General features: G+C 63.2%; 11 protein-coding genes. 5 read left to right on the top strand and 6 right to left on the bottom strand.

Annotation, left to right across the window (positions count from 1 at the left end):
• Positions 1 to 90 precede the first annotated feature (90 nt).
• Positions 91 to 570: a MarR family winged helix-turn-helix transcriptional regulator gene (locus tag BLR69_RS09870; protein ID WP_071493490.1), complete on the top strand. Its 480-nt coding sequence runs from the start codon at positions 91 to 93 to the stop codon at positions 568 to 570.
• 116 nt (positions 571 to 686) lie between these two features.
• Here the strand turns inward: BLR69_RS09870 and BLR69_RS09865 are convergent, their stop codons facing one another.
• The 3 genes from BLR69_RS09865 to BLR69_RS09855 all read right to left on the bottom strand — a co-directional run bounded on the left by BLR69_RS09865 (position 687) and on the right by BLR69_RS09855 (position 4,180).
• Entirely contained in the window at positions 687 to 1,691 is a 1,005-nt protein-coding gene (locus tag BLR69_RS09865) for a transketolase-like TK C-terminal-containing protein (RefSeq protein ID WP_083365852.1), read from the bottom strand.
• 333 nt (positions 1,692 to 2,024) lie between these two features.
• Positions 2,025 to 3,053, bottom strand: coding sequence for an AraC family transcriptional regulator (locus BLR69_RS09860; RefSeq protein WP_071493488.1), 1,029 nt, complete (start codon positions 3,051 to 3,053; stop codon positions 2,025 to 2,027).
• Positions 3,050 to 4,180 carry a carbon-nitrogen hydrolase family protein gene (locus tag BLR69_RS09855; RefSeq protein ID WP_071493487.1) on the bottom strand — a complete coding sequence of 377 codons (1,131 nt, stop codon included), beginning with the start codon at positions 4,178 to 4,180 and terminating at the stop codon, positions 3,050 to 3,052. The genes BLR69_RS09860 and BLR69_RS09855 overlap by 4 nt, the downstream gene beginning before the upstream one ends.
• Before the next feature lie 212 nt (positions 4,181 to 4,392).
• On the opposite strand from BLR69_RS09855, the gene BLR69_RS09850 reads away from it, so the two are divergent.
• Together BLR69_RS09850 and BLR69_RS09845 are read left to right on the top strand one after the other, a co-directional pair.
• A complete protein-coding gene (locus BLR69_RS09850; protein WP_071493486.1) occupies positions 4,393 to 6,432 on the top strand; it encodes an NADPH-dependent 2,4-dienoyl-CoA reductase in 2,040 nt (679 codons plus the stop codon).
• A gap of 57 nt (positions 6,433 to 6,489) precedes the next feature.
• Positions 6,490 to 7,374 carry a 1-aminocyclopropane-1-carboxylate deaminase/D-cysteine desulfhydrase gene (locus BLR69_RS09845; RefSeq protein WP_071493485.1) on the top strand — a complete coding sequence of 295 codons (885 nt, stop codon included), beginning with the start codon at positions 6,490 to 6,492 and terminating at the stop codon, positions 7,372 to 7,374.
• Here the strand turns inward: BLR69_RS09845 and BLR69_RS09840 are convergent.
• From BLR69_RS09840 to BLR69_RS09830, 3 genes are all read right to left on the bottom strand, one after another.
• A complete protein-coding gene (locus BLR69_RS09840) occupies positions 7,364 to 7,921 on the bottom strand; it encodes a cytochrome b (protein WP_071493484.1) in 558 nt (185 codons plus the stop codon). The two genes, BLR69_RS09845 and BLR69_RS09840, sit on opposite strands and share 11 nt — an antisense overlap.
• Before the next feature lie 114 nt (positions 7,922 to 8,035).
• Entirely contained in the window at positions 8,036 to 8,863 is an 828-nt protein-coding gene (phnX, locus tag BLR69_RS09835) for a phosphonoacetaldehyde hydrolase (protein WP_071493483.1), read from the bottom strand.
• On the bottom strand, positions 8,860 to 9,981 hold the full coding sequence (locus BLR69_RS09830; RefSeq protein ID WP_071493482.1) for a 2-aminoethylphosphonate--pyruvate transaminase: 1,122 nt from the start codon (positions 9,979 to 9,981) through the stop codon (positions 8,860 to 8,862). The genes phnX and BLR69_RS09830 overlap by 4 nt, the downstream gene beginning before the upstream one ends.
• 110 nt (positions 9,982 to 10,091) lie before the next feature.
• On the opposite strand from BLR69_RS09830, the gene BLR69_RS09825 reads away from it, so the two are divergent.
• Together BLR69_RS09825 and BLR69_RS09820 are read left to right on the top strand one after the other, a co-directional pair.
• Positions 10,092 to 10,949 carry a LysR substrate-binding domain-containing protein gene (locus tag BLR69_RS09825; protein WP_071493481.1) on the top strand — a complete coding sequence of 286 codons (858 nt, stop codon included), beginning with the start codon at positions 10,092 to 10,094 and terminating at the stop codon, positions 10,947 to 10,949.
• A gap of 101 nt (positions 10,950 to 11,050) precedes the next feature.
• Positions 11,051 to 11,758, top strand: a complete 708-nt coding sequence (locus tag BLR69_RS09820) for a YebC/PmpR family DNA-binding transcriptional regulator (RefSeq protein ID WP_071493480.1) — start codon at positions 11,051 to 11,053, stop codon at positions 11,756 to 11,758.
• The last annotated feature ends 16 nt before the right edge of the window (positions 11,759 to 11,774 follow it).

Genomic DNA, 11,774 nt, shown 5'->3' with positions numbered 1-11,774 from the left:
AAATGTAATTGCAATTGCAACTACATGGCCGAATCTAGCGCGGGATGAGCTACTATTGCAACCTTCTTGAAATTCCCCGGATGGTGTTGCATGTCGTCGAAAGAGCCGGATGTATGGTTCCGTTTTGTCAGGGCCCACAGGACCGTCATCCGTGAAATCGAGCGTCGCCTGGCTGAGGCGGACCTGCCGCCGTACGCCTGGTACGACGCGCTATGGGGCCTGGAAAGCGGCCCCGACGGCACCCGCCGCATGCACGAATTGGCCGATGTGCTCGCCATCGAACGCTACAACCTCACGCGACTGGTCGACCGTCTGGAAAAGGACGGTCTGGTGGTGCGCTCCCGCTCCGACGGCGATGGCCGTGCGGCGTTTGCCTCGATCACCGAGGCCGGTCGGGTGCTGCGTAAAAAGATGTGGAAGATCTACGAAAGCACGGTGGATGAGTTGTTTCTGTCGCAGATGGAGCCCGAGCAGCGCCAGGGCTTTGCCGACGCGTTGGAGCGCACCGCCGGGCTGGCCGTAGAGGCCGGTGTACAGGTTCGAGGACGACGCAGCTCCAAGAAACAATAGACATCCAATGTGGGAGCGGGCTTGCTCGCGAAAAAGGCGTGTCAGCCACAGGTGTTTCAAATGAACCACCGCCTTCGCGAGCAAGCCCGCTCCCACATTTTTGAGTGCATTCCAGCTCATTTCAGTGGGTAGCGCTGCATCACTTTTTCTATCTGCAGTGCATTAACCCGGCCCTCATCCGCCAACGCCTTCAGCGCCAACACCACTATCCAGTACCGACTCGGCGCCGCCGCCTGCACTGAACCCGCCCCCAGCGCCACATATCGCGCATCCACATAGGCCGCCAACTGGTCGACAATCGGTTGCGGGTAGCCCGTGACGGCAATCACCGGCGCGCCGCTTCCCGCCAGGCAGTCACGCAGATGGCAGCTGCGCTTGGGGGCTGTGGGATGCAGGCGGTTCCAGTGCTCAGCCGCGGCTGCCTCGCGGGCCAGTCGTGTGTAGCTGGGGCAACTCCACAGTTGCGCGCTGATGTTCCAGTCCTGTTTGAGCAAGCGCCTGGCGTGCACTACCTCGTCAAGCGCCCGGCCTGCGCCGAGCAATCGCACATCGAAGGGGCCGTCGCACTGGAGTGGGTACATGCCCTTGAGCGCGGCCTCTCGGTCCTGCTCGCTCAAGGGCGCTGCGCTGTCTTGATCATGCAACGCCAGGTAATAGAAACCGGGCTTGCCATCGACATACAGGCTTCGCAACGCCGCCAGCACAATCGTACGGGCTTCTTCCCCTGAGGCCGGGTCATACGGGGTACAGCGCGGATGAGTGGCCAGCCACAACGGCAAGGACGGCTGTGCACCTTTGGGCCAGCGCGAAGGCTGGTTTTCACTGTCGTTGCACAGGATGCCGCGCTGCCGGGTAACGTTCGATAGCGCGCTCAACTGTGCCGCCGAGTGCGCGCTGTGCAGGTACAGCAAGGGTTTTTCCACGGCGTTGCGGGCGAACCAGGCGGGCCAGTTACCCACGCGTCGGGAGCGCGACTGGCCGTGGATCACCCAGGCCTGGCGGCTGTATTCGAGGGTGCTGGCCATGCTGATCACGGTGTGCAACGGTGACCGGCTGGCGGGGGTGGCAGTGCTCAAGGCGTCGATACAGAGCTGCGCGGCGTGTGCGGTAGCGGCGGTCATGGAGAGGGTCACCTGGCGACGAATGCCCATACCCTAATGCAAATCTGTATTTGATTGCAATTGCAATGATTGCAATAGTTTCTCGGCCGTCAGGTGCTAAATCCCTGCAACGCTGCTACGTTTAATCCTTGAGTGCAGGAACGTCATGACGTCGACATTTTTTCGTCATCACGGCACTTTAGGCTGGTGATGCAGGTCATTTATCTGCAACCCCTGTTAACGCAAGAAGGAGTCCGCCATGGACGATTACCAGGAAGAACTGCTCGAGTACCATGCGATTGAGTTGGACCCGCTGGAACCGGCAGACGACGCTACAGAGCTGTAAGACCGACTTCAGGCGGAATGCCGCTGACTGCGGCGAAATTCCCCTGGGGTCTGGTTGTTCCACCGCCTGAAGGCCCGTTGAAATGCCTGGGCCGAGGCAAAACCGAGCAAGTAGGCGATCTCGCCGAACGCCAGTTCCGTGTCGCGGATGTAGGTCATGGCCAGGTCGCGACGGGTATCGTTGAGAATCGCGCGAAACTGAGTGCCTTCATCGGCCAGTTTGCGGCGCAGCGTCCAGGTCGGCAGCTTCAAGCGTGCCGCCACTTCTTCCAGGTCGGGTTCCCGGCCGCCATTGAGCATCGGCCCGAGCAAACGGGTAATGCGCTCGCGCAGGCTGCGGGTGCGGGTCAGTTGCTCCAACTCTCGTTCACACAGCTGCACCAACAGGTTCCAGGTACTCGGGCAGTGCTGCGGGTTGCGCAGGGCCAGGGTGTGCTGGTCGAGGCGCAGTTGATTGGCGTCGGCGCCGAAGTGAACGTCTCCCAGCGCGTCGTAGCGTTCGCTGTACTCCGGTGCCTCGAACTCAATGTCGATGCGCTGCGCCTGCACCGGTTGCCGGGCCAGGCTCGACAACTGCTGCAGCCAGCCGGCGATGATCGAGTCCACCACAAAGCGGTTGTAGGCGTTGTAGGGGCTGATGGAGTAGAAGCGCAGCCAGGCACCCTCGGCATCCTCGACGAAGCTCGACTGCCCGCGATAGTTGGAGCCGTAGAGTGCCTCGAAGCGGGTCAGCGCGCGCGCCGCCTCCCGCACAGTGGGCGCCTGGGCGGCAGTGACGCCGGCGAGCCCCGCCTGGCTCAAGCGGCTGAGCTGGCCCATGCGCAGGCCCAGGCCCGGGTCGCCGGTAAGCTGGATGGCCGCGTGGCCCAGGCGCATGTAGCGCGGGATCGACAGGCGTGCACCGGCTTCGGCGAGACGCGCCGGGTCGAGACCGTATTGCAGCAGCAGCGGTTGCGGGTCCAGGCCATGGCTGTGAATGGCATCGGCCAGGCTGTGCACGAAGCCCACAGACAGGTCCCCCAGCCGTACCGGTTTCACAACCAGATATTCAACAAGCGCGCACCACGGGCCTCGCCATCGGCGCTGATTTGCCCGTTGCTGCTGAGAAAGCTGTGCCCGGCGGTGCCCAGGTCCCAGAACTGCCCGCGCAGGAACACGCTCATGCCGGCGCTGGCCTGGCTGATCGGCTGCTGGCTGATCAGCGTAAGACGGCGCCAGGCTTCGCCCTCACTGAGTTCTTCGGGCTTGAGGCTGATTTCGGTCGGGGTGGACACGCTTTTGAAGCCGCGCCACGGACGGTCCCAGGTATCGCGACCCAGCACAAAGGCTGGCACCGCGATCAATTGCGCGCCTTGTTCGTTGAGCTTGCGGTAGTTGTCCGGGTACCAGCTGTCGCTGCCGACCAGCACCCCCAGGCGCCCGGCAGGAGTGTCGACCACGCTGACGATGTTTTCATCGCCAGGCTTGATGAAGCCGCGCTCATCGTAGATCGGGTAGAGCTGGCGCTGCGGATCGCCGATCGGCAAGCCGTCGGCGGCAAACACCACGCTGGCGTTATACAAGGCGCCATGGCCGACCTGCAGTTGACCCTGGCTCACGGTCGGGTTCGGCAGGGTGATGGAGCCGGCCACCAACGTAACGCCGAACTCCTTGGCCAGGCCGCCGAACAACAGCTGGTAGTCCCGCGCCATGCCCGAGGCTTTCATGCGCAGGTAGGCGTCGTCGGTGCGGTTGTCGCCGGTGGCGCTGATCCAGGCACGGGCGAAGAGCAGCGGGTTGCTGACCGACAGCCAGTTCATCGCATCCTTGACATGGAGCGCCTGGTACACCTCGTTCTTTTCGCCGGTGAGCATCAGCCAGGTGCCGATGTGTTCGGGCAGCACCACGATGGTCTTGTTGTTGATCAGCCCCTGGTCCCGGGCCTTTTGCAGGTAGGCCGCGAGCTTCAGGTGCAGGCGTTCCAGGCTCTGGTAGTCGGCGGGAAACAGCTCCGGCTGGATGCCCAGCAGGTTGCCGCGGTCGGCAGGCAGGCCTTCGTTGACGGCGAGAGTGATCCGCAGATCCGACAGGTAATGCGCCACGGGGCGCTCCTGGGTCCAGACCAGATACGCGGCGATGGCGGCAACCAGCGCCAGGGAGACGGTAAAAGCAAGAAGTTTACGCATGGGGGAACAGACAACAGACCGTGTGCAGGGTTCGCCGACTAGGGTAGGGCCCATGGGCGGGCTTGCCAAGGGGCGCTGTGCATTTGGATCAATAACTTGTCAGTTTCAGTCATTGAGCCGTCATCCACCGCCTTTTAGTCTGTGGGACATAAACCGATGGCGGGCCGCACGAGCCCGTCACACCCCGTGATGATCCGTTGTGGAGCTTGACCATGACCGCTGCTGCCTACCCGCATCTGCTGGCCCCGTTGGACCTGGGTTTTACCACCTTGCGCAACCGTACCCTGATGGGTTCGATGCACACCGGCCTGGAAGAGAAACCCGGCGGTTTCGAACGCATGGCTGCCTATTTTGCCGAGCGCGCCCGGGGCGGCGTGGGCCTGATGGTCACCGGCGGCATCGGCCCGAATGACGAGGGCGGGGTGTACGCCGGCGCAGCTAAGCTGACCACCGAGGAAGAAGCACAAAAACACAAGATCGTGACCCAGGCGGTGCACGCGGCGGGTGGCAAGATCTGCATGCAGATTCTCCACGCCGGCCGATATGCCTACAGCCCCAAACAGGTCGCGCCGAGTGCGATCCAGGCGCCGATCAACCCGTTCAAGCCCAAGGAGCTGGACGAGGAGGGCATCGAGAAACAAATCCAGGATTTCGTCACCTGCTCGCTGCTGGCCCAGGTCGCCGAGTACGACGGCGTGGAAATCATGGGGTCCGAAGGTTACTTCATTAACCAGTTCCTCGCGGCCCACACCAACCACCGCACCGACCGCTGGGGCGGCAGCTACGAAAATCGCATGCGCCTGGCCGTGGAAATCGTGCGCCGGGTGCGTGAAGCCGTGGGCCCGAATTTCATCATTATTTTCCGCCTGTCGATGCTCGACCTGGTGGAAGGCGGCAGCACCTGGGAAGAGATCGTGCAGTTGGCCAAGGCCATCGAAGGCGCCGGTGCGACGATCATCAACACCGGCATCGGCTGGCACGAAGCGCGCATCCCGACGATTGCAACCAAGGTGCCGCGTGGCGCGTTCAGTAAAGTCACCGCCAAGCTGCGCGGTGCGGTGCAGATTCCGCTGATCACCACCAACCGCATCAACACCCCGGAAATCGCCGAGCAGATTCTTGCCGAGGGTGATGCCGACATGGTCTCCATGGCGCGCCCGTTCCTGGCCGACCCGGAGTTCGTCAACAAGGCCGCCGCCGGTCGCGCCGATGAGATCAATACCTGCATCGGCTGCAACCAGGCGTGCCTGGACCACACCTTTGGCGGCAAGCTGACCACCTGCCTGGTCAACCCACGGGCGTGCTACGAAACCGAGCTCAACTACCTGCCGGTCAAGCAGATCAAGAAGATCGCCGTGGTCGGTGCCGGTCCTGCCGGCCTGGCCGCCGCAACGGTGGCCGCCGAGCGTGGCCACCAAGTGACGTTGTTCGACTCCGCCAGCGAGATCGGCGGCCAGTTCAACATCGCCAAGCGGGTGCCGGGCAAAGAGGAGTTTTTCGAAACCCTGCGCTACTTCAAGCGCAAATTGCAGACCACCCATGTGGAGCTGTGCCTCAACACCCGCGCGGACGTGGCGCAACTGGCGGCGGGCGGTTATGACGAGATCATCCTGGCCACCGGTATCGCACCGCGCACCCCAGCGATCCCGGGGATCGACAACGCCAAGGTGCTGAGCTACCTGGATGTGATCCTGGAGCGCAAGCCGGTCGGCAAGCGCGTGGCGGTGATTGGCGCCGGCGGTATCGGTTTTGACGTGTCGGAATTCCTCGTGCATCAGGGCGTGTCTACCAGCCTGGACCGCGAAGCGTTCTGGAAGGAATGGGGCATCGACACCCAGCTGCAAGCCCGTGGTGGCGTGGCCGGGATCAAGCCTCAGCCGCATGCCCCGGCGCGTGAAGTGTTCCTGCTGCAACGCAAGACTTCCAAGGTCGGCGACGGCCTGGGCAAGACCACCGGCTGGATCCACCGCGCCGGGTTGAAGAACAAGCAGGTGCAAATGCTCAACAGCGTCGAGTACCTGAAGATCGACGATGCGGGCCTGCACATCCGCATTGGCGCTGAAGGTGAACCCCAGCTGCTGGCGGTGGACAACATCGTCATTTGCGCCGGCCAGGACCCGTTGCGCGAACTGCAGGACGGCCTGGTCACCGCCGGCCAGAACGTGCACCTGATCGGCGGCGCCGATGTGGCGGCCGAGCTGGACGCCAAGCGCGCCATCAACCAGGGCTCGCGCCTCGCCGCCGAGCTGTAAGACCCTGGGCGGGGCGGTGGTAGACTACCGCCCCGTTTTTCATGCAGGTCCCGCCCGATGGGTCCCTTCGATTGGCTTCCCCACGCACCGCTTGAGCCGCTGCACCTGGATTGGCTCAGAGGTGTCGAGCTGGCCGTGTTGCGCCTGGACCGCATCGACCCGCTGATCAGCGGCAACAAGTGGTTCAAGCTCACCGGGCACCTGGCGCAGGCGCAAGCCGCTCGCGGCCTCATCAGCCTGGGCGGGGCTTACTCCAACCATCTGCATGCATTGGCGGCCGCTGGCAAGCGCTTCGGTTTCCCCACCGTCGGCCTGCTGCGCGGGCACCCGCAAGACACCCCCACCGTTCTCGACCTGAAAGCCTTCGGCATGCAGCTGCATTGGCTGGGCTATGGCGGTTATCGCGCGCGGCATGAACCCGGTTTCTGGTTGCCGTGGCGTGAGCAGTATCCCCACCTGCACCCGGTGCCCGAGGGCGGCGGTGGTCGGGAGGGCGCCCTGGGTTGCGCGGTGCTGGTCGAGCAGGTGCGTGCACAGTTGCACAGCGTGGGCTGGGCGGACTACGACGGCTGGTGGCTGGCCGCAGGCACCGGCACCACGCTGGGCGGCCTGGCACTGGCAGAGGCGGGCGCGCACCCGGTGCACGGCGCCATGGCGGTGCCGGACGATCACGGTGTGGCGCAGAACGTCGAGGCCATCGTGCAGGGCGGCTATGAACTGCTGGACGCCAGTCGAGGTGGCTTCGCCAAAGTCGACCCCGAGTTGCTCGACTTCATCGACACCACCCAGCAGGCCTGCGGCGTACCCTTGGAGCCGCTTTACACCGGCAAGGCGTTACTGGCCTTGAAGACGCAGATCGAAGCCGGGCGTTTCGCCCCCGGCACTCGCCTGGTCTTCGTCCACACCGGCGGGCTGCAAGGCCAGCGAGGCTTCAAGGGTTAGCGCGCTTGCCCGGCATCATCCGCAACGCGGTGTTGTCCCGCAGGATGTAATGGTGGGCGATCCCGGCCAGCGCATGCAGCCCGATCAACCAGTAGCCGATCTTGCCGAACAGCACATGCCAGCCTTCAATCTGCTTGGCCAGCGCCTTGTTTTCCGCGATCAACGGCGGCAATTCCATGCCATAGAACATCACCGAATGCCCCTCGGCACTCACAATCAGCCAACCCGCAATCGGCATGCCGATCATCAACGCGTACAGCGCAACGTGCATCAGCGTCGCCAACAGGCTCTGCCATGGCGGCGGTGCCGGTACGATCTTCGGCGCCACCCCCAGGCTGCGTGCGAACAGGCGCAGCCACACCAGCACAAACACGGTGAGGCCGAACATGAAGTGCATCTCGACGATCAGCGTTCGCGCACCGCTGCCTTTGGGAAACTGGCCGCGTAACTCAATGCAGGCGTAGACCACCGCCAGCAGCACCACCATCAACCAGTGCAACGCAATCGACATGGTGCTGTAGCGTGTATCGGAGTTTTTCCACGGCATTGCTGGGTTCCTCACTCATCAGGGCAAACCTCCATTCTTTGGCGATGGAGTCCTTTAACTGTATGCCGGTTTTGAGCGGTTTGCCTTGGGTAAGTGCCGTGATGTTGACCTCTATCAGTAGCTCTGCGGCATTTGCCCACGGGCCAGGCGCGCATTGATGTCGGTGATGACCGCAGGCAGGTCGTTGATGGTGTCGATCAGGTAGTGCGGCCGTGAGCCTGCGAACATCGCCTCGATGCGCTTGCGCTCGCTGGCCAGTGTGGCCGCATCCAGGTCGCGGAACTGCTCGTAGGTCAAACCCAGCGCATTGCCGGAGCAGGTCAGGGCCACGGTCCACATGCCGGCGCGGCGGCCTTCGAGTATACCCGGCACGGTGTCGTCGACCTTCACGCAGGCCGCCACATCGTCGATGCCCAGCGCAATCACGTTGGCCAGGGCCTGGGCTGGCCATGGGCGACCGTTGGGCACTTCGTCGGTGGCGACTACGTGGTCGGCGATATAGCCGTTGGTGGCGGCCAGGGCAACCACCTTGTCCATCACTTGCTTGGGGTAGCCGGAGCAGGAACCGATCTTGATGCCTTGCACCCGCAGCTGGGCGATAGTGTCGAGGGCGCCAGGGATCAGTGCCGAGTGTTCGGCGATTTTCTCGATCTGCAACGGCATGAAACGTTTGTAGATGGCGGTTACGTCATCGTCGGTGGGCGTGCGACCGAAGGCCTTGCGGTAGCGCTCGGCGACTTGCGGCTGATTGCACAGGGTGCGGATGTGGTCCCACTTGCCCATGCCCATCGGGCCACGGGCTTCTTCGATGGAAACTTGCACGTCGAATTCGGCGAAGGCTTCGACAAAAATCTGCGTCGGGGCGAAGGAGCCGAAGTCGACCACGGTGCCGGCCCAATCGAGGATCACGGCTTGCAGGGTGTTGGGGTTTTGATAGTTCATGCGTGTGCTCCAATCGATGAAAGGGTGATACCCATGGCCTGCAGTACGTCAGCGATGGCGGTGACGGCGGCGTGCATGTCGCTGTCATCGACATGGCCGATGCAGCCCACGCGGAAGGTGTCCACCTGGGTCAGTTTGCCCGGATACAGAATGAAACCCTTGGCCTTGACCCGTTCATAGAAGTCCTTGAACTGGTAACGCGGGTCTTGCGGCGCGTGGAAAGTGACGATGATCGGCGCCTGGATCGCCACCGGCAGGAAGCTGTGCAGGCCCAGCTCGGCCATGCCGTCCAGCAGAGCCTGGCAGTTATTGGCGTAGCGTTGATGACGTGCGCGCAGGCCGCCTTCTTCGGCGTATTGCAGCAGTGCTTCATGCAGGGCCGCCACCACGTGGGTCGGCGGGGTGAAACGCCATTGGCCGGTCTTGGCCATGTAGCTGTGCTGGTCGAACAGGTCCATCGCCAGGGAGTGGCAGTTGCCTTGGGCGGCGGCCAGCGCCTGTTGGTCGACGAAGACAAAGCCCATGCCCGGCACGCCTTCCAGGCACTTGCCCGAAGCGGCGATCAATGCGTCGAACGGTACTTCGCGGGCGTTGATCGGCAGCGCACCAAAGGCGCTCATGGCGTCGACGATCAGGCGCTTGCCGTGGTGTTTCACCACCTGGGCGATCTCGGCCAAGGGGTTGAGGATGCCGGTGCTGGTTTCGCAGTGGATCAGCGCGACATGGGTAATGGCCGTGTCGGCGTGCAGCAGGCGGTCCACATCGGCGGCGGTGGTGGGTTGGTCCTCGGCGGTTTCGAAGGTACTGAACTCGCGGCCCAGTATTTCGCAGATTTTCGCCAGGCGCTTGCCATAGGCGCCGTTGATCAGCACCAATACCTTGCCGTCGCGCGGGACCAGCGTGCCGATGGCCGCTTCGACGGCAAAGGTGCCGCTGCCTTGCAAGGGCACGCAATGGTGGCTGGCGGCGCCGTCGATGATTGCCAGCAACTGTTCGCAGACGCTGGCGGTGAGCTGGTTGAATCGGTCGTCCCATGAACCCCAATCCACCATCATGGCCTGGCGGGTGCGGTTGGAGGTGGTCAGGGGGCCGGGGGTCAGCAGGATGGGCGTCGTCATTACAAATCCTCGCGAAGCATCGGTTGAATCTACGGCGCCTAAATTGCAGTTTGGCTTGTCATCAATCAAATTGTTTGTTGTTATGCGAGCTATCAGTGAGGCCGATAAATATGAATCTGTTCCAACTGCGCGCATTCGATGCCGTGGCCCGCGAGGGCAGTTTTACCCGTGCGGCGGCGCGGCTGTTCATCAGCCAGCCGGCGGTGACCGGGCACATCAAGGCCCTGGAGGAGTATTACCAGATCCCTTTATTGCGCCGTACGGCAAGGCGCGTGGAACTGACCGAGGAAGGCACGCGCCTGGCGGCCATCACCCGGGCGATCTTCGGTCTGGTGGACGAGGCGCAGACCCTGCTGGAAGCCAATCGCCAATTGCTCACCGGGCGCCTGGAAGTGGCGGCGGACGGTCCGCACCTGGTGATGCCGATGATCGCCAGCCTGCGTGCGCGTTATCCCGGGATCACGGTCAATCTGCGCCTCGGCAACGCCCAGGAAACCCTGGCGGCGCTGTTGTCCGAGCATGCGGATGTGGCGGTGCTGACTGAGGTGGAGCCGCGCAATGGGCTGCACTTGCAGCCGTTGGCCGAATCGCGGATCTGCGCGCTGGTGCCGGTGGCGCATCCGTGGGCCAGGCAGGCCGAGGGTGTTCAGCTGGAGCAATTGCATGAGGTCATCATGGTGCTGCGTGAACCCGGTTCCATCACCCGGCGCACGTTTGACGGTGCTTGCCTCGCTGCCGGTGTACAGCCCAGGGTGCTGCTGGAGCTGGACAGTCGCGAGGCGGTGACGGAAGCCGTGGCTGCCGAATTGGGCGTGGGGGTGGTGTCGTCGATGGAGGTCAGCCCCGACCCGCGGGTGTGCGCCGTGCCGATCCAGGGTGATGGCCTGGTGAACCGGCACCTGCTCGGCTGCATGGAACGGCGCCGCGCATTGCGCCTGATCCAGGCGTTTTTCGAGTTGGCGCCCTGACGGTTTTTTGGTGGAACGATGCGTTCTTGCGCTATAAACTCTGCCCCCAAAGCGCCGGCCAGTAGACGTTTCGGCGCGATGGACATTAAAGAGAGTGAGTCATGGGCGCACAGTGGAAAGTCAAACATAAAGAAGCGGCAGCCAATGCCAAGGGCAAGATCTTCGGCAAGCTGGTGAAAGAAATCACCATCGCTGCCCGCAATGGTGCCGACACCGCGACCAACGCCCACCTGCGTCTGGTAGTGGAACAGGCGAAAAAGGCCTCGATGCCCAAGGAAACCCTGGACCGCGCCATCAAGAAAGGCGCCGGTCTGCTCGGCGAAACCGTGCAATACCACCGCGTGACCTACGAAGGGTTCGCCCCGCACCAGGTGCCGCTGATCGTCGAATGCGTAACCGATAACATCAACCGCACCGTGGCGGAAATCCGCGTGGCGTTCCGCAAGGGCCAGCTGGGCGCTTCCGGTTCCGTGGCCTGGGACTTCAACCACGTCGGCCTGATCGAAGCCTCGCCGGACAGCCCGGACGCCGATCCGGAAATGGCCGCCATTGAAGCCGGCGCCCAGGATTTCGAAGAAGGCGAAGAAGAGGGCACCACCCTGTTCATTACCGAGACTACCGACCTTGACGCTGTGCAGAAAGCCTTGCCGGAGCAGGGTTTCACCGTGTTGTCGGCCAAGCTTGGCTACCTCTCGAAGAACCCGGTGAGCGGTTTGAGCGATGAGCAGATGGCGGAAGTCGAAGCCTTCCTCGAAGGCCTGGACAACCATGATGACGTGCAGGATATGTTCGTCGGGCTGGCGGGCTGAACCCTCAAACTGTGGG

Origin of the sequence: Pseudomonas azotoformans (genome assembly GCF_900103345.1) — a bacterium.
Lineage (GTDB): Bacteria > Pseudomonadota > Gammaproteobacteria > Pseudomonadales > Pseudomonadaceae > Aquipseudomonas > Aquipseudomonas azotoformans.
This window is presented reverse-complemented; position numbering and strand designations above follow the sequence as displayed.